20 protein-coding genes are annotated in these 22,837 nt (G+C 27.4%); 3 read left to right on the forward strand and 17 right to left on the reverse strand.

Translation table 11 applies throughout. The features are described 5' to 3' along the window. Positions 1-2: 2 nt before the first annotated feature. From ABDZ71_RS17555 to ABDZ71_RS17595, 9 genes are all read right to left on the reverse strand, one after another. Positions 3-749 (reverse strand): DeoR/GlpR family DNA-binding transcription regulator, encoded by a 747-nt coding sequence (locus tag ABDZ71_RS17555; protein ID WP_343763780.1) that lies wholly within the window; start codon positions 747-749, stop codon positions 3-5. Between the two features lie 205 nt (positions 750-954). Next, positions 955-1,926, reverse strand: coding sequence for an ABC transporter ATP-binding protein (locus ABDZ71_RS17560; protein ID WP_343763782.1), 972 nt, complete (start codon positions 1,924-1,926; stop codon positions 955-957). After that, positions 1,926-2,903, reverse strand: coding sequence for an ABC transporter ATP-binding protein (locus tag ABDZ71_RS17565; RefSeq protein ID WP_343763784.1), 978 nt, complete (start codon positions 2,901-2,903; stop codon positions 1,926-1,928). Before ABDZ71_RS17565 ends, ABDZ71_RS17560 begins: the two co-directional genes overlap by 1 nt. A 13-nt stretch (positions 2,904-2,916) precedes the next feature. Continuing rightward, a complete protein-coding gene (gene nikC / locus ABDZ71_RS17570) occupies positions 2,917-3,801 on the reverse strand; it encodes a nickel transporter permease (RefSeq protein ID WP_343763785.1) in 885 nt (294 codons plus the stop codon). 23 nt (positions 3,802-3,824) lie between these two features. Beyond that, entirely contained in the window at positions 3,825-4,829 is a 1,005-nt protein-coding gene (locus ABDZ71_RS17575; RefSeq protein ID WP_343763787.1) for an ABC transporter permease, read from the reverse strand. 77 nt (positions 4,830-4,906) lie between these two features. Further along, the gene (locus ABDZ71_RS17580; protein WP_343763789.1) at positions 4,907-6,475 is read right to left on the reverse strand and encodes an ABC transporter substrate-binding protein; all 1,569 of its coding nucleotides are present in this window, start codon (positions 6,473-6,475) and stop codon (positions 4,907-4,909) included. 453 nt (positions 6,476-6,928) lie between these two features. Further along, the gene (locus ABDZ71_RS17585) at positions 6,929-7,615 is read right to left on the reverse strand and encodes an ABC transporter ATP-binding protein (RefSeq protein WP_343763791.1); all 687 of its coding nucleotides are present in this window, start codon (positions 7,613-7,615) and stop codon (positions 6,929-6,931) included. Next, positions 7,608-8,381 (reverse strand): ABC transporter permease, encoded by a 774-nt coding sequence (locus ABDZ71_RS17590; RefSeq protein ID WP_343763793.1) that lies wholly within the window; start codon positions 8,379-8,381, stop codon positions 7,608-7,610. The genes ABDZ71_RS17585 and ABDZ71_RS17590 overlap by 8 nt, the downstream gene beginning before the upstream one ends. Then, a complete protein-coding gene (locus ABDZ71_RS17595; protein WP_343763795.1) occupies positions 8,356-9,360 on the reverse strand; it encodes an ABC transporter substrate-binding protein in 1,005 nt (334 codons plus the stop codon). Before ABDZ71_RS17595 ends, ABDZ71_RS17590 begins: the two co-directional genes overlap by 26 nt. A 305-nt stretch (positions 9,361-9,665) precedes the next feature. Between ABDZ71_RS17595 and ABDZ71_RS17600 the strand changes: the two genes are divergently transcribed. Then, positions 9,666-10,400 (forward strand): VCBS repeat-containing protein, encoded by a 735-nt coding sequence (locus tag ABDZ71_RS17600; protein ID WP_343763797.1) that lies wholly within the window; start codon positions 9,666-9,668, stop codon positions 10,398-10,400. Between the two features lie 148 nt (positions 10,401-10,548). On the opposite strand, the gene ABDZ71_RS17605 is transcribed toward ABDZ71_RS17600, so the two are convergent. Next, entirely contained in the window at positions 10,549-13,143 is a 2,595-nt protein-coding gene (locus tag ABDZ71_RS17605) for a YhgE/Pip family protein (RefSeq protein WP_343763798.1), read from the reverse strand. A gap of 469 nt (positions 13,144-13,612) precedes the next feature. Next, positions 13,613-14,071 (reverse strand): S-ribosylhomocysteine lyase, encoded by a 459-nt coding sequence (locus ABDZ71_RS17610; RefSeq protein WP_343763800.1) that lies wholly within the window; start codon positions 14,069-14,071, stop codon positions 13,613-13,615. Between the two features lie 184 nt (positions 14,072-14,255). Here ABDZ71_RS17610 and ABDZ71_RS17615 point away from each other — a divergent pair, with 184 nt between their 5' ends. Continuing rightward, complete coding sequence (locus ABDZ71_RS17615) at positions 14,256-16,253, forward strand: methyl-accepting chemotaxis protein (protein ID WP_343763802.1); 1,998 nt, start codon at positions 14,256-14,258, stop codon at positions 16,251-16,253. A 212-nt stretch (positions 16,254-16,465) separates the two neighbouring features. Beyond that, a complete protein-coding gene (locus ABDZ71_RS17620) occupies positions 16,466-17,569 on the forward strand; it encodes a glycerol dehydrogenase (protein ID WP_343763803.1) in 1,104 nt (367 codons plus the stop codon). Positions 17,570-17,754: 185 nt separating this feature from the next. Here ABDZ71_RS17620 and queC read toward each other — a convergent pair whose 3' ends face one another. From queC to gpmA, 6 genes are all read right to left on the reverse strand, one after another. Continuing rightward, the gene (gene queC, locus ABDZ71_RS17625; protein WP_343763805.1) at positions 17,755-18,414 is read right to left on the reverse strand and encodes a 7-cyano-7-deazaguanine synthase QueC; all 660 of its coding nucleotides are present in this window, start codon (positions 18,412-18,414) and stop codon (positions 17,755-17,757) included. A 1-nt stretch (position 18,415) separates the two neighbouring features. Beyond that, positions 18,416-19,081 carry a putative 7-carboxy-7-deazaguanine synthase QueE gene (gene queE, locus ABDZ71_RS17630; protein WP_343763806.1) on the reverse strand — a complete coding sequence of 222 codons (666 nt, stop codon included), beginning with the start codon at positions 19,079-19,081 and terminating at the stop codon, positions 18,416-18,418. Between the two features lie 100 nt (positions 19,082-19,181). Next, entirely contained in the window at positions 19,182-19,601 is a 420-nt protein-coding gene (gene queD / locus ABDZ71_RS17635; RefSeq protein WP_343763808.1) for a 6-carboxytetrahydropterin synthase QueD, read from the reverse strand. Positions 19,602-19,824: 223 nt separating this feature from the next. Next, on the reverse strand, positions 19,825-20,589 hold the full coding sequence (locus ABDZ71_RS17640; protein ID WP_343763809.1) for an acyl-CoA dehydratase activase: 765 nt from the start codon (positions 20,587-20,589) through the stop codon (positions 19,825-19,827). Beyond that, on the reverse strand, positions 20,586-21,587 hold the full coding sequence (locus ABDZ71_RS17645; RefSeq protein ID WP_343763810.1) for a 2-hydroxyacyl-CoA dehydratase family protein: 1,002 nt from the start codon (positions 21,585-21,587) through the stop codon (positions 20,586-20,588). The genes ABDZ71_RS17640 and ABDZ71_RS17645 overlap by 4 nt, the downstream gene beginning before the upstream one ends. 469 nt (positions 21,588-22,056) lie before the next feature. After that, complete coding sequence (gene gpmA, locus ABDZ71_RS17650) at positions 22,057-22,818, reverse strand: 2,3-diphosphoglycerate-dependent phosphoglycerate mutase (protein WP_343763812.1); 762 nt, start codon at positions 22,816-22,818, stop codon at positions 22,057-22,059. Positions 22,819-22,837: the final 19 nt, after the last annotated feature.

Consider the following 22,837-nt stretch of genomic DNA (forward strand, 5'->3'; position numbering starts at 1 on the left):
GTTTATTCCACAACCTTTACAATAGTTTTATCTTTATATTCTTGTAAATTTTCCTCATTATAATTTGTTACAAGTTGTACTTCATCTAAATTTGCAAACTTCATAAAGCTTACTTCTCCAAATTTACTATAATCCGCTACAACAAATGATTCCCTTGAAAGTTTGATTACCTGTTTTTTTAACACCGCTTCTTCTGGATCTGGTGTAGTACATCCAAATTTCAAATGTACTCCATTACTTCCCATAAAACATTTATCAAATCTAAAATCTTTCAATTGTTCTATAGCTGACGTTCCTATTACTGCTTTTGTACTTTCTTTTACTTTGCCACCTAACATATATGCATTTATTCCTTCAGAAATCAATGCATTAATATGGGTTAAACCATTAGTAACTACTATTACATTCTTACTTTTTATATGTTTAATAAGATTTAAAGTAGTTGTTCCTGCATCTAAAAAAATACATTCTCCATCCTTTACTAATGTTGCAGCATATTTTGCAATAAGAATTTTCTCAATTCTATTTTTATCTACTTTTTCTATGTCACTTAGTTCTTTAATTTTACTATTTATCAAAGTAGCCCCTCCATGGACTCTTTTTAGTAAATTTTTTTCTTCAAGGCAAGTTAAATCTCTCCTTATTGTTGATTCAGAACTTTCTGTAGCTTTTACAAATTCACTTAAATTGACTACTCCATAATCTTTCAATAAGCTAAGTATAATTTCATGCCTTTTTCCAGTAATCATTTTTGTTCATCCCCTTCTTATATACCTATTATATATATTACCCTCATAAAATTCAATCATTTTCATTTATAATATTTCAAATTCATTCATATAAATTATAAATTCATTCATATTCTTTCACCAATAAATCAAATATATTTATAATAAGATTAAAAAAGGCTATTGATAAATTAAATTCATCAACGGCCTTTTTAATAATATTAAATTATCCATTATTATATAAGTGACATGCCACTTTATGTCCATCTTCTAAAGTTATCATTTTAGGTCTTTCTTTTTTACAAATATCCATACACTCTGAACATCTAGTATGAAATCTACAACCAGATGGAGGATTAATTGGACTTGGTACATCCCCTCTTAGTATTATTCTTTCTTTTTTCTTTGTAGGATCTGGTATAGGTATAGCTGAAAGTAGTGCCTTAGTATAAGGATGCTTTGGATTATTATAAAGTTCTTTATCTGTACCTATTTCAACTATTTTCCCTAAATACATAACTCCTACTCTATTACTTATATGCTTTACTACATTAAGTCCATGAGCTATAAAAAGATATGTCAAATTAAATTCTTTTTGAAGATCATTAAGTAAATTTAATACCTGAGCTTGTATTGATACATCAAGTGCTGATACTGGTTCATCACATACTATAAGTTTAGGATTAACAGAAATTGCTCTTGCAATTCCAACTCTTTGCCTTTGACCTCCACTAAATTCATGAGGATATCTATCTTTATGATAACTTGCAAGACCAACATAATTCAAAAGTCTATCTACTCTTTTATCAAGTTCTGCCCCTCTTGCAATGTTATTTATTTTCATAGGTTCTGCTATTATATCTTTTACTGACATTCTAGGATTTAATGAAGCATATGGATCTTGGAATATTATCTGTATATTTTTACTTAATTCCTTTCTACTTTTCTTTTTAATATTTTGTACATTTTCTCCATTGAAAAGTATTTCACCTTCTGTCGGATCTAATAAACTAACAAGCATTCTTCCTGTAGTAGATTTACCACATCCAGACTCTCCAACTAATCCTAAAGTCTCACCTTCATATATATCAAAACTAACATCATCTACTGCTTTTACATAGCTTTGTGCATTACCAAAAAACCCCGATTTAATAGGAAAATATTTTTTTAAATTTCTTACTTTCATCAATTCTTTCACTAACTTTCACTTCTCCCTTCCTTATCATACAAAAAACATCTAACATCTCTTCCATTTTGCACTAATAAAGGTGGAGCACTCTCTGTGCATCTATCAATACATTTATCACATCTAGTACTAAAGGCACATCCTTTTGGCATATCTAATGGATTTGGAACCATTCCTGGTATCATAAATAAAGACTCTTGCTGCTCATCTACTTTTGGTATTGATTTTAATAATCCTTGAGTGTAAGGATGCATAGGATTTTCAAATATTTCGTTTACTGTACCAGTTTCTACTACTTTACCACAATACATTACAACTACTCTATCTGCCACTTCAGCCACTACCCCTAAGTCATGAGTTATAAGAAGGATTGCTGTTCCTAACTTTTCTTTTAACTTTAATATTAAATCTAATATTTGTGCTTGTATTGTAACATCTAAAGCTGTTGTAGGTTCATCTGCAATTAAAAGTTCTGGGTTACATACAAGAGACATAGCAATCATAATACGTTGTCTCATACCACCACTCATTTGATGTGGGTAATCCTTTATTCTTTCCTTTGGAGAAGGTATACCAACAAGTTCTAACATTTCTATAGCTCTTTTTTTAGCTTCTTCCTTAGTTACATTTTCATGTCTTAATATTGTTTCAGTAATTTGCTTCCCTACAGTATAAACAGGATTTAAAGATGTCATAGGTTCTTGGAATATCATAGAAATTTCATTTCCCCTTATGTCTTGCATTTGCCTTTTAGTTTTATTTAGTAAATCTTCACCTTTAAATTTTATCTCTCCATCTACAATTTTTCCTGGGGGACTAGGTATAAGCCTCATAATAGATAAAGAAGTAACACTTTTACCACTACCAGATTCTCCAACTACAGCTACTACTTCACCTTTATCTATACTAAAATCTACTCCGTTTACAGCATTAACTATTCCCTCTTTTGTTTTAAACTGAGTTTTAAGATTTTTAACTTCAAGTAACATAATAAATTCACCTCTATTTTCTATTTTTCGGATCTAGTGCATCTCTTAATCCGTCACCAAATAAGTTAAAAGCAAGTACAGTAATTGTTATTGCAAGTCCTGGAAATAAAACTATATGGGCTGCATTATAAAAATACTGTCTTCCTGCTCCAAGCATACTTCCCCACTCTGCAAGTGGTGGTTGTACACCTAGTCCTAAAAATCCCAAAGCAGATGTTTCTAATATAGCAGTTGATACACCTAAAGTAGCACGTACTATTATTGGAGATAAAATATTCGGCAATATGTGTTTAAATATTATACTTAAGTCTCCATTTCCTATAACTCTAGCAGCTTGCACATACTCACTTTCTTTTACAGATAATATACAACTTCTAACTATTCTTGCATACTCAGGTATAGTTACAATAGTTATTGCAATTACTGCCTTATCAATACCTTTTCCTAAAGCACTCATAAAAGCTATTGCTAAAAGTAATGATGGAAATGCTAGTATTATATCCATTATTCTCATTAAGAACATATCGATTTTTCCACCATAATATCCTGCAAAAGAACCAATAATTATTCCTACACTTAAAGCTATAGAAACTGAAGTAATACCAACTCTTAGAGATATTCTTGTACCATCTATAATTCTACTTAATATATCTCTACCTTGCTCATCTGTACCTAACAAATAAGATGATGAAGGTGATTGTAAACTTTTAGATAAATCTCCTATATAAGGATCATGAGGCATTATAAATTTGCCGAAGATTGCTACAAAAATTAATAAAATTATTATTATAAGCCCTATAAGTGCAGCTTTATTTTTAAGAAATATATCTAAAAAATTCTTAAAAGCTTTTTTCCTCTTGCTTTCCGTTTTAGTATACTCTTTTAAATTTCCTTCCATTCTATTTCTCCTTTGCTAAAAAATTAAGAATATTTTATTCTTGGATCTAAATATGCATATAATAAATCTACAATTAAGTTTACTAATACAAATATAGTAGCAAGCATCATTACAGATCCTTGAACTACAGGATAATCTGATTTTAATATAGCATCTACTGTATAACTACCTATTCCTGGCCATGCAAATACTGTTTCTGTTAAAACCGCTCCACCTAAAAGAGCTCCTAATTGTAGCCCTATTACTGTAGTTACTGGTATTAATGCATTTCTTAAAGCATGTTTTAATACAACTACTTTTTCAAACAATCCTTTTGCTCTAGCAGTTCTTATATAATCTTGTTTTATTATTTCAAGCATAGTAGATCTAGTCATACGAGCAATTATAGCAGTAGAATAAGAAGCTAATGCTATGGCAGGAAGTGCTAAATGCTGAATAGAATCTTTTAGAGCTGCCATATTTCCAGTTAATATACTATCTAAAATATACATTCCTGTAATATGAGTTGGTTCCATACCAACGCTTATCCTACCTGATACTGGAAGCCAATGAAGTTGAACACCAAATACTACTATAAGAACCAATCCTAACCAAAATATTGGCATAGAAACTCCTATTAATCCAATAAACATACTTATATAGTCAACTATAGAATTTTGTTTTACCGCTGATATAATTCCAATAGTAACCCCTACAACAGAGGCAATAATAATTGCAGTAATAGCAAGTTCAATTGTAGCTGGAAATCTAGATAAAATCTCTTGTGTAACTGGTGCTTTAGTTATAAGAGAATCTCCAAAATTTCCTTTTAATACCCCTCCAATAAAAGCAAAATATTGAATATATAATGGCTTGTCTAATCCTAACTCAATACGTAATGTATTAACTTGCTCTGCAGTTGCATGTTGACCTAGTATAATAGAGGCAGGATCTGTTGTAAATACGTGCATTACTAAAAATACAAGTACTGAAACGCCAAAAATTACAGGCAATAATAAAAGTAGCCTTTTTAAAGTGTACTTTAACATATATTTTTTTACCTCCTAGTTATGTTTTTCAAAAACAAACCCCGCTTTTAAAAAAACGGGGCATAAGTCATATTGTCTTATTCTTTTTCCACATCTTTTAAATATGCATTTCCTGTTGGATGCAATTCAAAGTTTTTAACTTTTGGTGAATATGCAGCCATACTCTTAGCATGTGAAACTGGATACCAAGCAGAATCTGCCATAACTTTTTCTTGAACTTTCTTATATAAATCTTCTCTTTCTTTTCCATTAGGAGTTTTTCTAGCTTTAGAAAGTAAATCATCTACTTCTTTATTACTATATTTAGCAGCATTTAAGCTAGATTCTATTTCTTTTGTATCTAATAAAGATAAGAAGTTATCTGCATCTCCATTATCTCCAATCCATCCATAGAAAAGTAAGTCTCCTTCTCCTTGTTGTACTTTTGTTTTATATTCTTTCCAAGGATACACATCAATTTTAGCTTTTACACCTATTTTAGCAAGATAGTTTTGAACTGCCTCTGCTAATTTTTGACCACCTACTGAGTTATATGGTCTTGGATTTGAGTAAGTTATCATTTTAAGTTCCATATTTTCTTTTCCAGCTTCTTTTAATAGTTGTTTAGCTTTTTCTGGATTATACTCATGATTAGTTAATTTATCATTATATCCTGGTATGAAATCTGGCATTGGAGCTTTAGCTTCATCTGCATATCCTTGATATAAGTGTTTAACTAATTCTGGTTTGTTTATGGCATAGCTAATAGCTTCTCTTAATTTAGAATCATTAAACGGAGCTCTTGATGCATTAAATGCCATATAGTTTATATTCATACCTTTTTCTTCAAATATCTTCATTTTACTATCTTTAAGTTTTTTAACATCATTAGGATCTATTCCATCTATTATATCTGCTGATCCTGTCATAAGTTCACTTGCACGTACTGAATTTTCTTTTGTAAATTTAAAAACTACTTTTGCAGATTTTGCTTTTCCATCCCAATAATCTTCATTTCTTTCTAATGTTATTGACTGACCTTTTTTCCATTCTACAAATTTAAATGGACCTGTTCCAACAGGATTTTGATTTAAGTTACCATCATGTTTTTTAGCTGCTGTTGGACTTACCATAGGAGCTGCAAGGGACATAGCTAAATTTGCTAAAAATGGCGTACTTGCTTCTTTTAATGTTACCTTTACTTTAAGATCATCTAATTTTTCTACTTTTTTTACATCTCCGTAAGTAAAACCTGCATAAGGCATATCTTTCTTAACTTTAGGAGGTATTTGTCTTTCAATATTATATACTACTGCATCTGCATTAAATGGAGTTCCATCATGGAATTTTACATCTTTACGCAAATCAAAAGTATATTCTTTTCCATCATCACTTACATTCCACTTAGTAGCTAATGCTGGTTCTAATTCTGTAGAACCTTTTTTATATCTTAAAAGTCCTTCATAAACATTACATATAACTTTTGAAGATTCTCCATCATCTACATATGCTGGATCTAATCCCCTAGGATCAGCACCTTGACCATAAACTAAAGTCTTACCCTCTGATCCTCCTGTAGTAGATTTTTTTTGCCCGCCACATCCTGTAAAAATTAACGTGGTAGAAATAACTGCAGTGGTCAATAACGCCACTATTTTTCTTTTCAATTTTATAGCCCCCTTAGCTTTATATACATTTATTGAAAACGTTTCTACAATTGAAAGGTTTTGTGTTTGTTTATTCATTTTGAAAAGTTATGTAACTCTTAGCGATTTTATATATGTCATTTAAAAAATACTAGATTTGCAAGATTTAGCCTGCGCGCGCTAATTGTAAACTGCATTAACATTTGTTAAAATTATACCTGAAAATTTTAAATTTTGCAATATTATTTTAAGATTATTCATTTATCAAATTTTTTCCAAACTTTTAATGTAGTATTTTAAATAACTTTATAAACAAACTATCAACATTAGTATTTTTATAAATGAAAAATTTATACAATAATTTTTAAAAAATAAAAAAGAGCTTAATTAAAAGCTCTCTACCTATTTTTATTACTAATATTAAAAAGTGAATTTGCATAGATTTAAATAAATAAACAATAATTATACTAAATACTAATCTATCTTTCGAGCTACCTCTTCTTTAAGTCCATTTTTATCATTATAATCTTTAGACCTTATTATTTTTTTAACCTTTGTAGGCTTAGATTTCAAAATAACTATATAATCTGATAACTCCAAAGCTTCTTCTATATCGTGAGTAACAAGTATTATTGTTTTGTTCTTTATACTATCTTTCTTTTTTAAAATATTATGTATTATATCACTTTTTGATTTTACATCTAAGGATTTAAAAGGTTCATCCATTATAATTAAAGGGCTGTTACATACCAAAGCCCTAGCTATTGCTACTCTTTGCCTCATTCCACCACTTAACTGACCAGGATAATAGTTTTTGTATTCTAACATATTTACTATATCTAAAGATTTTAAAATTATTTCATCTCTATATCTTTTATCATGAATTTTATCTTTCAATACAAATTCTATATTTTTATATATAGTTTTCCATTCTATTAATCTATCTTCTTGAAATACAAAACTTATATCTTCCCCTTTAAATCCTATAACTTCCCCTCTATATTCTTTTATTAATCCAGTAATTATATTAAGAAGAGTAGTTTTACCACATCCTGACGGACCCAATATAGATGTTATTTTATTTTCAGTAAATTCTAAATTAAAGTTATCTAACACTTTTAGATTCCCATATGCTTTACACAAATTTTTAACCTTATACATTATAAATCTCACTTTTATCTATAAATTTTTTATACAAATATTTAATTAGCCACTGTAAAATAACAGATAAGATTACTATTATAACTATCCATGCAAATAATCCTGCAGTATTAAGATTCATTTTCTCTTGTTGGAGACAAGTCCCTATAGAAAATTTAGGCTGTCCAAGGACTTCTCCAGCTATAACTACTTTTAAATTAAGTCCAATTATTGATCCTAAAATTGAGTTCAAATTATAAAATATAGTAGGTATGTATATCTCTTTCACTATAGTAAATGTCCTAACTTTATATATTTTTGCCATATCTAAAATCTTTCTATCTATATTCTTTATTGATAATAATATATTTTCATAGGCTATAGGAAATATAACTATAAATCCTATTAATATAGGAGCATTCTCGCTATCTATCCATATTAAAACTAAAATTATGATAGCTATTGTAGGCACTGCTTTTAAAAAATTTAAAAATGGTATTATAATATTATAAATAGTCTTTGATAAACTAGATAGAATTCCAATTATTAATGCAATAAATACAGAAATTAAGAAGCTTTTAAAGCTTCTTAATATAGTAAATCCTATAACAAAAATAAAATCTTTTTCTTTTATTATATATAATAAATTCATTATTGTATTCTTAGGTGAAGGAATAATAACTTCACTATTTACAATTTTATAAAGGAAACACCATAATACAAATAAAAAAATATATGATAAAGCTAAATGCTTTCCACTTTTATTTTTCCATATACAAACCTTCATCTGGAATTTTTCCTCCTATTGATTTAGGGTTAGATTCCGCTAAAACTTTAAAATAATCTTTATACTCCTTTTTAGAATCATTTATATTAGTATACTTCATATTAGCTCTTTTAATAGCGTTTTTTATTATTTTATCATCTTTTATATTAAGTTTTAATTCCTTTGCATATTTTGATAAATCTTCTGGTTTATTATTTGCCCAATTAACACTATCTTTATACTTATCTAAGAAACCATTTATAAAATCTTTATTATTATCTAAAAGTTCCTTCTTTACTATTAAACTAGATTGAGGATATCCTAATTTATTATTATTTATCTTCATCCATTCTTTATTTAAATCAAAAGATATCTTACTATCTTTTTTCTTCATAAGAACCTTGCTAAGCATAGGCTCCGGTATTATAGCTATCTTAGCTTTCCCAGAAATAAATGCAGGAGCAAGCTCTGTTGCAGCATTTAAATACTTTATATTTACGTCTTTATCTGGATTTATGTTGTTTTTATTTAATATATTTTTAAATACTATATCAGGAGTTAATCCTTTTCCCATACTATATATTTCTTTTCCTTTAAGATCATTAAAATTCTCAAATTTTTCACTACTTACTAGAAAAAAAGAACCAAATCCAGATGTAGCTGCTAATTTATAAGGCAAATTCTTATTATAAGCTTGAGCAGAAAGATTAGAAGGTACTATAGCAATATCTGCTTCTTTTTTTAAAACCTTTGATGCTAATATATCTGGTGTTTTTTCTACTTCATACTTTATTTGAATATTTTTATCTATTGATGGGTTTTCTTTTATCATTTTAGCAATAGAAAGAGATGGCACTCCATCAGGAACACAAACTTTAACTGTTTTCTTTTCACTACTTTCCTTATTTTCTTTTTGGGCAGTCTTAGAACTACATGCTCCTAAAACCATTATACTTAAAAACAAGCTAAGTATAACTCCTATTTTTTTTCTCATTTTCATTTTTTATTCCCCCTTTAGTCACATTTAAATAAATAACTAGTCTTTTTCTTAATTTCCTTCAATTCACTTTTTTCTTACAATATATTAGCAAAACTATAGATTATCCATCTCATTAGATTTAACACAATATACATTTAATATTTAACTTGTTATTTATCTTAATATTCCTTTAACATTATTTTAAATCTTTTATATGAATTAATAAAGCTATATCCTTATAACTATACTATTTTTTAATAATCATTCATCAATTTATGTAATAATTCATATTATATAACCAGAGTAATTATTATAGGAGATTAGTTATGTTTTTTAGAGTTCCTGATGAAAAAGTTCAAAAACAAACTACTTACATTATAGATTCCAAAATGGCTGATGTTAATGGAGATAAATTATTAGAACGAGTAGATCTTATAGGTACAAAAGAAAAACCTGAGGATATATTTATAGACAACATAAGAATATTAATTACAAACCCTTGCACAAACTTAAAAACAGAAATACCTCTAAAATTTAATGCTGGATATAGCCCTAAACTATTTTTAGGTGACTTTAACAATGACAAAGTTGACGATATATTTGTAAGTATATTCTCTGGAGGTAGTGGTGGATTTGGCTTTTATTATGTAATATCTTTCTTAAATAATATACCTAAAACTATATTCGATTTTGAAAAATTTAATCAAAACAGTTTATTCTCTGGGAAATACAAAGATAACTATCTGGTAGATATTATAGATGATATGACTAATAAAAAAGTAACCATAGATATAAGCTACAAAGATAAAGAATACTTAAAAGATATATATGATGAAAATGGCAAATTAATAAAACCTATAGAGGCTTCAATATCCGGTCTTGGAGAACTCTATCCAATAGATATAAATAACGATTCAAACTACGAACTATTAGGATCTCAAAGAATAATAGGAAGAGCTAATGCAGACACTTTAGGAACTGTTCAAACTAGACTTAAATGGAATGATTCTAAAGATGACTTTGAAAAAATTTTTAAGGAAGTTAGCGTTTCATTTAATTAAATGGCTTTTTTAAGTTTATTTAAATATTTTACACCCTATGTAATTTAAAAAGATTTAAATATAAAAACTATAATTTTATAACTTTACAAAATAAAAAACATATAGTAAATGATATAAAAATCAACTACTATATGTTTTTATATTTATTTTATGCTGCTAAATTTTCTTCTAAGGCATCCACTACTGCTTCAGATTTTTTGCTTAATGCTATATTAATAACCATAGCCCCTAATCCAAATAACAATATAAATATTAAGTCCTTAGAGAATAAATTCATATTCATGTTTACTGCAGATATTGATTCTCTTAATCCTTCTACCGCATATGTGAATGGTAATATTGGATTTATTCCTTGGAAAAATGCTGGTAAAGTTTCCTTTGGAAAAGTTCCAGAATCTGAGCAAAGTTGTAATATTAATAACACTATTGCTATTGATTCTCCAAGAAGTCCTCCTAAATTAGTTAAACAATATAATATTGAAACAAAAGATATTGACATAACTACAAGTAAAGTCATAAGCATACCTGGATGGGTCGGCTTTATACCCATAGCTAAAGTTACTATTCCAAGTACACATGCTTGTACTAATCCTATAAGTAAACAAGATAAGTATTTACCAAATACAAACTGTACGTTGTTAAATTCTTCAAGATCATTTTTCTTATTCTTAACTATTAAGAATATAAATACTGCTCCAATCCAAACTGATATCGGTAAGAAATACGGTGCTAATCCTGTTCCATAATTATCTACTGGATTCATCGCTGTTTTAACCATTTTTACTGGTTCTCCAATAAAGTTTCCAAGATCATCACTATTAGTTTGCATCTTATCATTTATTTCTTTATATCCATCATCTAATCCATCTTTTAATTCTTTAGTACCATCGTAAGCTGTACCTAATCCGTCTTTTAATTTTCCTGAACCATCATATAGTTTATTTACTCCAGTTGCCAATGCTGGTATTTGTGAGCCTGCTTGATTTAATCCATCAGTTACTTTACTTGATCCATCATAAAGCTTTGCTGCTCCACTTGCTAATGCTGGTATTTGTGAGCCTGCTTGATTTAATCCATCAGTTACTTTACTTGATCCATCATATAGCTTTGCTGCTCCACTTGCTAATGCTGGTATTTGTGATCCTGCTTGATTTAATCCATCAGTTACCTGACTTGATCCATTATATAGCTTTGCTGCTCCACTTGCTAATGCTGGTATTTGTGATCCTGCTTGATTTAATCCTTGATTTAAATCAATTGCACCTTGTTGTATACCATTGAATTTAGAGGCTGCTTGTTTTACGCCATTAGTATACTCCATACCTCCAGCATATAACTTTCCTATCTGACTTTTAAAGCCATCCATTTCACTAGACTTGTTATTTAGCTCGCTAGCCATCTTTTCAATACCATTTGAAACTCCACTAGCTCCAAGTTTAAGTCTATTTAATTTTTCCTGATTCTCTTTGCTATTAGACTGTCTTTCTATATAACTTAGAGTTTGTTGTAATTCTTTTAAAGATTCTGGTGTTGGATTTGAAGCATATTTTAATACCGCTTGTTTCATAGCATCTTGACTAGTTTTCATTGAGTTAATCAACTCATCTACACCATTTGAAACACTTTTAGATGCTGATGCTAAGTTATTTGCTCCATCTTTCAAATTATTAACATCCTCAATCAAACCACCTGATTGATTTTTAAGTTTATCTAGTCCACCTTGAAATTCATCTGTCTTATCAACTAATGGATCCATAGCTTTAGATTTAAACTCACTAATTCCACTAGACAAACCTTCTGAACCGTTAACTAATTTTGGCATACCATTAGTCAATGCCGGTAACTTACTATTTAAATCCACTAATCCTTTTGTAACTTGATTTGAGCCTGAAACTAATCTAGGCATTCCACTTGTTAGAACTGGTAATTTATTATTTAATTCTCCTAATCCACTGGTTACTTGATTTGATCCAGAAACCAATTGAGGCATTCCATTTGTTAAAGCTGGTAATTTACCATTTAGCTCTCCAAGTCCATTTGTTACTTGACTTGATCCAGAAACTAATAGTGGAATTTTTTCTGATAACTCTGGCACTTTATCATTTAACTCTCCTAGACCGTTCTTTAAATCTCCAGCACCTTTTGCTAAATCTTTTTCTCCATCTAACAATTCTTTTGTTCCATCTTTTGCATCTTTAAGACCATCTTTAGTTTTATATATACTTTCAATAGCTATTTTCCCGTAATTTTCTGAAATACTTTTTTGAATATTTGATTTAATTTCACTTTTAATATTGTCAGATATTTTAGATCCTATATAGTTCTTTTTATCATTAGATATATATTTTATTTCAGCTTTTAGGGCCCTGCCATCTTTTGCAGTAGCTACCTTACTAGAAAAATTTTCAGGTATTATAAACTCTGCAAAATATTCATCCTTATCCATTCCCTTTTTAGCTTCACTTTCAGAAACAAATTCGAATCCTATATCACTATTATCTTTAAGCTCGTCCACTACATCTTTACCATAATTTTCTCTTTTGTCTTCTAATATGGCTCCTGAATCCTTATTAACTACAGCAACTCTATATTGTGATAAGTTATTATAGGGATCCCAATAGGCTTTTAAATAAAAAAAGCTGTATAAGATAGGTATTATTACTATAGCTATCATAGCTAAGCTTTTAATTTTATTAGAAAACATATCTTTAAGCTGTTTTTTAGCCATTTTTAATGTTTTCATAAAGTATCAACCTCTTTCCTTTCTTTAGTTTTATTTTTTCAGCAGATTTTTGTACTGACTAGTCAGTTTTATTCATACACTATTTATACACCATTTTTCGCTAATATTCAATAGCTTTTTATCCTTTTTTGTAAAATTATAATATTAAAAATATTCAGTTATATTTCTCTTTAAATATTATTAACGTTTTCAAAATAATATGATTCTCTAAATATATAAGAAATGCTATTCTTTATTAAATTAACAACCTATAAATATACTTAATTAATCTTATATATAGTTTATTTACTTATAAAAAAAATATATATTTATCAAAATTATATATACTACTAAACAATAAAAAATAGTATATTTTAGAAAACAATCAATTGTTTTTCAAAATATACTATCCTGTCACTGGCTATTTATTTAATTTATTTAATTTATTTAATTTAATAAATTTTATATTTAATAAAAACTTATCTTCTTTTTATTCTTCACCATATATTTTTAAGCTAAAACCTTTGTCTAAAACATATTTAGCATATTCTTTAGCTCCAAATAAAGATAAATCTCTATAATTTCCACATTGAAGATCATTAGCTGCTGGAATTTCTTTAGCTTCTAATACCTGTTTTAATGCAGCTTCTAATCCATCTCTGATCTCTTTTGTATCTTTTTCTCCCCATACAGATAAATAAAACCCTGTTCTGCATCCCATAGGGGATATATCTATTATTCCATCTATATGCTCTCTTAAGAATCCTGCAAGAAGATGTTCAATTCCATGTAATGCTGCTGTAGGAATAGCTTCTTTATTAGGTTGCATAAATCTTAAATCATATTTTGAAACCTTATCTCCTTTTGATCCTTCTAGTGTACAGCATTTTCTAACAAATGGTGCCTTAACTTTTCTATGATCTAATTGAAAGCTTTCAACTTTCTTCATAAAAAACCCCTCCTTAACAAATTAAAAAACTTAAGTTCAAATATTTTTCACCTATATACCTACTATTTCATAAAATATACTATATAGTATTATATTTAGTGTAAAATTAACTAAAATTTATAGCTTATATACAATTATAAATTTTATCACACTATTGCCCCATTAACAACAAGGAGGGGATTTTATGAAACTAAAGTCAAAATTTTTAAGTTTATTTTTATCTATATCTCTTATCCCCATACTACTAGCAGGTTTTATAACACTAGTATTTCTAAGAAATAAAGCTTTTGATAACGGAAAAATTATTTTAGAAAATCAAACCAATTTAGCTGAAAAAACTATTTACAATACTATTTCTACAATAAATAAGTCCAGTGAAGATATAATATTAAATAAACGAGTTATAAACTATGTTAAAAATGTAAATTCTAATAAATCTGATGAAAAATCCAAACTAGAAGCAAAAAATTATTTTTCGAATAAAATAAATATATTAAGTGAATATAATAATATAAAATTATTGGACAAGTCCAATAAGATTTTGATAGATACAAAAGGAAATAGTGAAAATAAAATTTTAAACGCTGACTATATAAATAAGATGACACAAACAAAAAAGATATCTATATCTAAAGGTGAAAAGAGCACTTCTTCAAAAGATTCTATATTTACTTTAGCCATTCCTATATTGGACAAAGCAAATAATATTGAAGCATCTGTTCTTATAGATATCTCCTTAAACAAACTATCAAAAAAATGTATCAATCCTATAAAAATATGCAACACTGGTTATGTATATGTTTTAAATGAAAATGGGAAAATGTTAATGCATAATGATTCTGATAAATTATTAAAAGATTCCTTTTTAAAGATTGATATAAGTAAAGAAGTTTTAAATTCACCAAATGGAACTTCTGAGTATACTTTTGATGGTGAAAAAAAATTAATGTGTTATGTTAAAAATAAAGATTTAAATTGGATATTTGTTGCTACTGTTCCCACATCTGAACTCACAGCTATATTCTCCAAGGTCTTTAAGTTAGTGTTAGCTATATTTATAATAGTTTCTATAGCTTGTACAATTTTTTCTTTACTTTTTAGTAAAAATCTTTCTACTCCTATTAATAAAATCTCTAAATCTCTTTCTAATATTTCTAAAGGTGATTTAACAGTAAAAACAAATGTAAAAAGAAAAGATGAGCTTGGCATTATGACCGCTAAACTAAACTCTACTTTAAAAAATCTAAGAGATTCTTTTATATCTGTAAAATCTACTTCAAATGAAGTTGAAAAAAGCGCTTCTTTTCTTTCTAATGCTGCAACTGAAATGACTAATTCTGCAAATGAAGTTGCTAATGCTATCCAAGAAGTTGCTGAAGGCTCTTCTCACCAAGCAGAAGATCTTATGACCGTATCTAATTCACTTTCAACTTTTACTGATAAAATGGATTCAGTAAAAGAAATGATTAGTAATGTAAATGAAAAAAGTTTAACTACTAAAAAATATGTAGAAGAAGGTAAAGAAAAAATAGATATAATTAATACCTCTATAAATGAGATAAAATCTTCTTTTGAACTTGTTTCTGATAGAGCTTTTAATTTAACAAATACTTTTTCTAAAGTTCATGATATATCCGATTCAATAAATAATATTGCAAAACAAACAAATCTTCTAGCTTTAAATGCCGCAATAGAAGCTGCACGAGCTGGAGAAAATGGTAAAGGATTTGCAGTAGTAGCTGAAGAAATAAGAAAACTTGCTGAACAATCAGGAAATTCATCTGAAGAAATTATTGATCTTATAAAATCAATATCTAAAGAAAGTTCTGAAGTTATAGAAACAAACAAAAATGTTCAAGAACTATTAGATAACCAAACTTCTTTAGTAAATAATACCTTAGATTCTTTTTCTAATATTGTTTCTTCAGTAGAAGACGTAGCACCACTTATAGAAAAAACTCACATTTTCTTTGGTGAAGTAAATGAATCTAAAGAAACAATAATAGAAAAAATTGAAAATATATCTTCTGTAGCAGAAGAAGTCTCTGCATATGCAGAAGAAATTTCTGCATCTTCTGAACAAATGTTAGCTTCTAGTAAAGAAGTTCAAGAACAGGCTTCTAATACAGATGATTCTTCTGAAAAATTAAAAGATAAAGTAAATCAATTTAAAGTAGATTAATAACAAAACTAGTAGAAATAAATTTATTTCTACTAGTTTTTCATTATAATTATATCTTCATTAACAAATACTAAATAAATAACACACTTATTAAGACTAATAAAAGTTCTAAACTTTATGAATTTTTTTAGTTTTAAAATTATTTTTTTAGTGTTATAATTGGTTATAGTTATTTTTTTAACAATCATTACAAATATAAGGGAGTTGATCTTATGTCTCAAATTATTATTTCCCCTAATAAATACATCCAAGGTAATAATGAATTAAACAATCTATATGAATGCGTTAAAACCCTTGGTACTAAGTTCTTAATCATAGCTAGTAGTAATGGAATAAAAAGAACTAAATCTACAATTGAAAAAAGTTTTTCAAAGTCTAATTGTAAATTAGTTTTTGAAGCATTTAATGGAGAATGTTCACAAATTGAAATAGACCGTCTTAAAGATTGCCTAAAATCTAACGATTGTGATGTTGTCATAGGTATTGGCGGTGGTAAAATATTTGATACAGCAAAAGCTGTAGCTTATTACTCTAATACCCCAGTAGTAATAATCCCAACTATAGCATCTACTGATGCTCCTTGTAGCGCACTATCAGTTATATACACAGATAAGGGTGCTTTCGATAAATATTTACTTTTACCTAAAAATCCTGAAGTAGTACTTGTAGATACTTCAATAGTATCTAAAGCTCCAGCAAGACTTTTAATAGCTGGTATGGGTGATGCTTTAGCTACATATTTTGAAGCAAGAGCTTGTGTAAATTCCAAAGCTTCAACTATAGCTGGTGGAACTGCTACTAAAGCTGCCTTTGCCTTAGCAAAACTTTGCTATGAAACTTTACTTAAAGATGGGCTTAAAGCTAAACTTTCTGTAGAAAATAAAATTTCTACTAAAGCTTTAGAAAATATTATAGAAGCAAATACTTATTTAAGTGGAATAGGCTTTGAAAGCTGTGGTCTTGCAGCTGCTCATGCAATACATAATGGATTTACAATTCTTGAAGAATGTCATAATTTATATCATGGCGAAAAAGTAGCCTTTGGAACAATAGTTCAATTAGTTCTTGAAAATAGTCCTTTAGAAGAAATCGAAGAAGTTATAAACTTCTGCTTAAATATGGGACTTCCTACTACTTTAAAAGACATGGGTATTACTGAACTAAAAGAAAAGGATCTTTTAGAAGTTTCTAAAGCTTCTTGTGCAGAAGGTGAAACTATTCACAACATGCCATTTGAAGTTAGTCCTGAAGATGTATCTGCAGCTATTTTAACTGCCGATAAACTTGGTAACTATTATAAAAATTTAAATAAATAAACCTTATCCTTGCTAATGTATTTTCATTTATATAAATACTCTACTACTCATAAAACCTCACAATTAATTTAAATTGTGAGGTTATTACTTTATATATTTATATCAAAAACAAATATCTATATAAATTTATTTTATATTAAAATCTAACATTTTAAATCAAATATTAAAATCACAATACAACATAGCTATTTTAAATACTTTTCTTCAAAAATTTTATATCCTCTATTTCTAAGTTTACAAGCTGGACATTCTCTGCATCCATCTCCTTTTATTCCGTTATAACATGTTAATGTTTCTTTTTTTACTACATCTAAAACACCTAAATCGTAAGCTAATTTCCATGTTTCTGCTTTATCTATCCACATAAGAGGAGTATGTATAACAAATTCATAATCCATAGCTAAGTCTAATGTTGTATTAAGAGATCTTATAAAAACATCTCTACAATCAGGATACCCACTAAAATCACTTTGAGATACACCAGTTATAATATTATTTATTCCTCTTTGCTTTGCAAATACTCCCACAAAAGTTAAAAACAACATATTCCTTCCATCAACAAAAGAATTAGGAAGTGAATCTTTAGGACTATCTTTGTCAACTTTAATATCAACTCTAGTTAAAGAATTAGGAGCTAATTGATTTAATAATCCTAAATCTAAAATATGGTGCTCTACATTATATTTTTTACATATTTCCTTTGCACATTCAAGTTCTAACTTATGTTTTTGATTATAATTAAAAGATACTGCTATAACTTCCTTAAATCTTTTTTTAGCCCAAAACAAACAAGTTGTACTATCTTGTCCTCCACTAAATACTACTATTGCTTTTTCTCTATTCATTTTACACACCCCTTTTATCTTTAGACCATATTATTTTATGAATTTGTATTTGAAATTTAACTTTATTCATGTTATTGTCTTTCATGTAATCTACGATTTTATTTAACTCTATTTTTTCAAAAACAGGACTTATATAAACATTAGTTTTAAAAGTCAAATTATACTTATCTATTATTTTTTTAGTTTTATCTAAATCCTCAATGCTACCTACTACAAATTTGACTACATCATTCCTATTTAAATAATCAAAGTTTGACAAATCCATTTTGTCTTCCATATTACTAGAAGGCAATTTATAATCCATAGTAAACTTAATAGAATCCTTTATGCTTTTAAACTCCTTTAAATTAACACTTCCATTTGTCTCTATTTCTAGACTTAAATTTTCATCACTAGATAACAATTTTAAAAGATCATCTATTCCTTTTTGAAGTAATGGTTCTCCCCCTGTTAATGTAACATTTTTTACTTTTGTTTCTTTTATAAAATCATATATTTGATTTGAAGTCATAACTTCATATTCTGCGGATTTGTCATTTGCCCATTTTGTATCACAATAACTACAATCTAAATTACATCCTTTAAATCTTATAAATACAGCTAATTCTCCAGAGAGATTTCCTTCTCCATTTATACTTACAAATTTCTCAACTACTTTAAAATTCACCTATTTAACACCAACTTTTTGTTATATTATTTTTATCACTATATCTATGCTTTTTTTAAGAAAATTCATTTACCCATTAAAGAATTTGCCTAAATTGTTTTTAGCATTCATAAGTAGCACAATTATTTGGAGTTTCATATACAGAAACCCGCTTTACATCATATCCTTTATTTTTCATATCTTTTAAAAAACTATAAGAGAAGTTTTCTGCTGTAGGTCTAAAATCCACATTAATTATTTTAAATCCATCTTCAATTAAACAATTTAAAGTTTTTTCTCTCATAGTTCCATTTTCAATTATTAAAGAGTGATCATAATAGTCCACCATCTTTTTTACATCTCTTTTTAAATCAGAAAAGTCTACTATCATACCTTTTAATTGACCCTCTTTAACTAATTTTTCTGATTTTATTACAACTTCAACCTTCCATCTATGACCATGAATATTTGAACACTTTCCACTATATCCTGAAAGAAAGTGCGCACTATCAAAACTATGCTCTGTTTTTAAAGTATACATTTTTCCACCCCTTACTTATCAAATAACAAATAATAATTAACAATTATTGTTGAAATTCTTTTAGAATTTCTAAAATTATATAACTTTAATAAGTTATACTAGTTATTTTTTTACATTGAAACTGTTTATCTTAATCCATGAAATTTCAAAACACAAAAATATTAATAAAATATTTTTATATGATAAATTCTAACCTTGTCTGTTATCTGCTATCTGTTAATTATTAATTGTTATAAATCTTTTCTCCATAAAATGCACAACCTATAGCTCCATTAAATTGAGGATCGTCTATAGATATTATTTCTTTATAATCATTTTGTAGATATTTGTTTATTGAAGAACTTGAAGCTACTCCTCCTGTTATCACAAGTTTTTCTCCTCTAAATTTTGTTAAAAGAGGTTTTAATCTTTTATACAAAGAATAATTAACCCCTGCACATAACCTGTCTATTGTTATTCCTTCTGCTATTTTACCAATAAGTTCTGATTCTGAAAAAACAGCACATGTAGAATTAAGTTCTACAGGGTTTTTATAATACTTACTCATATCTTCTACTGATATTTCTAATACATTAGCCATATTCTCTAAGTATCTTCCACAAGATGCTGCACATTTATCATTTAACTCTAAATCAGTTATAATTCCTTTTTCTACTTTTACCACTTTAACATCCTGTCCACCTATATCAAGAAGTATAAAATCCTTTAAAGAAGTTTGATAAAAACAGCCATACACATGAGCTTTAAGTTCATTTATAGGATTAAATGTATGAAGATTTGTATTATTTCTTCCATATCCTGTAGATACAAACTTATCTATATTTTCTATATTAAGTTTTTCTAAGTCCACAACTAGTTTTCCATCATACTTACAATAATCTCTATAAAAAGTCATAGTACTTATCTTTTTCTTTTTTATTATTTTTCCATCTTCCATAATTACTATTTTTACTTGTCTACTACCTAAATCTATACCTAAAATTCTCAATTTTTCACCTTCTTTAAATCGCCAACCATATCTATAAAAGCTTCTAATCTAAGTTTTGTTCTAGCATCTAATCTATTATTTTTATCCCCTTCTATATTTAAAATTGGAATATTAAGCCTTTCTTTTAAAATAATATGATCCACAGCTCTATGGCAAAATGCTTGGGTATAATGGATTATAGCATCTAATTTTCTTTCTTTTATCTGCCTTTTTATATCTTTTATTCTAAAATCAATATCATAGGGATATGTATAATTATAATATTGACTATAAATATCTAAAGCTTCATTTGCTCTTGGAAATGCAAATTCTCTTTGAACTTCATTATATACAAAACTAGAATCCAATTTTTCTACAAATTCATATATATCACCTGTCATTGGTGGAACGCCTATATATCCTAGCCTTACTTTTTTAATAACTGATTTTCTTTTTTTAATTTTTTCTATTTTGTCCTTTAAATCATTATGAAATTTATTAAAATCACCATTAAAATCGCTGAAACTTACTTGATGTACATGATTTTCAAATCCTGTAACTTTACTTTCACCATAAGTCAAATAATCTAACTCTTTAGCTAAAATCCTAATCTTATTTAATCTTTTTCTTACATTTTCAACTTGATTTAAATTGACTTTGAATAAATTCATAAATTTATCTATTTCAATCTTTACATCTTCTTCTTTATGAGTATGTGGAAATGAAAAAGGATAAACTTCTATTCCTTTTGATTTTAATACTTCTATCAAAACTTTAGTATTAGAACAATCACCTTCCATAACCCCTACTATTTTTTTTATATTATTTTTTAAGCAAGCACCATATAAGCCCTTTATCCAAGCACACATACTTTTAGGGAATCCATCTCTTTCTGCTATATCTATATACTCTTTATAATCTTTAGACATTACAAATATATTATTTAAATCTACTGGAATATATGAAGCTGCAATAATAACTTCTACTGGAACTGTAGTAGTTAAACCTATTTTTTCCATCTAATCCTCCTACTTATTTTATTAATATATAGTATTAAAAATAAAATTTCATACAACCTTCCTATTAATTTTACTTATTTTAAACTCAATTCATTTATTAAAATTTTATAATTTTAAGTAACAAAAAAACGAGCAAAAATGCTCGTAACCAAAAAAGCTATTTAAGACAGAACTATAGCTTAAATAACACAAAGTCCTAGTTTTATTTATAGACAGGATGGTTACGAACTGTCTTATTAAATTGTATTAATCTAATTTAGTATATCATATTATTGTATTACACTCAAAAATTAAATAAAATATTAATCTAACTTTATAAACATTATAAATTAAATTAAAAGTTAAAGCTAGTAATTATTTTACTCACGCCTATTACTAGCTTCTATTTTATATTATAATTTCATATTGTTCTTTACCTTATATTTATTTATAAAATTCATATTATAGACTTCATAAAATCACAAGTAAATTATAATTTATATTCATATGAATTTTTACTATCTATATTTTCAGGTATATTTTCCTTAGGTATAACTCCCTTATAATCTAAATAATAATGCTTTAAAGGAGTTAAATCATCATCTAACTCATATATTAAAGGAGTTGCTGTAGGTATATTTAAATTTACAATTCCATCATCTGGGACATTATCTAAATATCTAACTAATGCTCTAATAGTATTACCATGAGCAGATATTATTACTTTTTTATCATTTTTTATTTCTGGAACTATCTTTTTAAACCAAAATCTTAAAACTCTTTCTTCTGTATCAATCAAATTTTCTGTTAAAGGAATTTGATCTTTTCTAAGATTTTTATATCTTATATCAAATCCTGGATACCTTTTATCATTTATTTTTAATGGAGGTGGTGTTATTTTAACTCCTCTTCTCCATTTAAAAACCTGCTCTTTTCCATATTTTTTAGTAATCTTTTTTTTATCAAATCCTTGAAGATCTCCATAATGCCTTTCATTTAACATCCATGATTTATATATAGGAATCCATTCAAGATTTAATTCATCTAATATAATCCATAAGGTTCTTATAGCTCTTTTAAGATAGGAAGTATATCCTATATCAAATTCATATCCATTAAATTTTAATATTCTTCCTGCTCTTCTAGCTTCTAAAAGACCTTTTTCTGATAAATCTACATCAGTCCATCCAGTAAATCTATTTTGTTCATTCCAAATACTTTGGCCATGTCTTACTAATACTAATTTTTTCATTCCTATACCTACTTTCTAG

The sequence above is a fragment of the Clostridium oceanicum genome, assembly GCF_039521385.1.
In the GTDB taxonomy this organism is placed as follows: Bacteria; Bacillota; Clostridia; order Clostridiales; family Clostridiaceae; genus Clostridium_F; species Clostridium_F oceanicum.

Coding starts and splice junctions, on each gene's coding strand:
- ABDZ71_RS17555 (WP_343763780.1), bottom strand. CDS start 749: ATGATTACTGGAAAAAGGCATGAAATTATACTTAGCTTATTGAAAGAT.
- ABDZ71_RS17565 (WP_343763784.1), bottom strand. CDS start 2,903: ATGTTACTTGAAGTTAAAAATCTTAAAACTCAGTTTAAAACAAAAGAG.
- nikC (WP_343763785.1), bottom strand. CDS start 3,801: ATGGAAGGAAATTTAAAAGAGTATACTAAAACGGAAAGCAAGAGGAAA.
- ABDZ71_RS17575 (WP_343763787.1), bottom strand. CDS start 4,829: ATGTTAAAGTACACTTTAAAAAGGCTACTTTTATTATTGCCTGTAATT.
- ABDZ71_RS17585 (WP_343763791.1), bottom strand. CDS start 7,615: ATGTATAAGGTTAAAAATTTGTGTAAAGCATATGGGAATCTAAAAGTG.
- ABDZ71_RS17590 (WP_343763793.1), bottom strand. CDS start 8,381: ATGAAGGTTTGTATATGGAAAAATAAAAGTGGAAAGCATTTAGCTTTA.
- ABDZ71_RS17595 (WP_343763795.1), bottom strand. CDS start 9,360: ATGAAAATGAGAAAAAAAATAGGAGTTATACTTAGCTTGTTTTTAAGT.
- ABDZ71_RS17600 (WP_343763797.1), top strand. CDS start 9,666: ATGTTTTTTAGAGTTCCTGATGAAAAAGTTCAAAAACAAACTACTTAC.
- ABDZ71_RS17605 (WP_343763798.1), bottom strand. CDS start 13,143: ATGAAAACATTAAAAATGGCTAAAAAACAGCTTAAAGATATGTTTTCT.
- ABDZ71_RS17610 (WP_343763800.1), bottom strand. CDS start 14,071: ATGAAGAAAGTTGAAAGCTTTCAATTAGATCATAGAAAAGTTAAGGCA.
- ABDZ71_RS17615 (WP_343763802.1), top strand. CDS start 14,256: ATGAAACTAAAGTCAAAATTTTTAAGTTTATTTTTATCTATATCTCTT.
- ABDZ71_RS17620 (WP_343763803.1), top strand. CDS start 16,466: ATGTCTCAAATTATTATTTCCCCTAATAAATACATCCAAGGTAATAAT.
- queC (WP_343763805.1), bottom strand. CDS start 18,414: ATGAATAGAGAAAAAGCAATAGTAGTATTTAGTGGAGGACAAGATAGT.
- queD (WP_343763808.1), bottom strand. CDS start 19,601: ATGTATACTTTAAAAACAGAGCATAGTTTTGATAGTGCGCACTTTCTT.
- ABDZ71_RS17645 (WP_343763810.1), bottom strand. CDS start 21,587: ATGGAAAAAATAGGTTTAACTACTACAGTTCCAGTAGAAGTTATTATT.
- gpmA (WP_343763812.1), bottom strand. CDS start 22,818: ATGAAAAAATTAGTATTAGTAAGACATGGCCAAAGTATTTGGAATGAA.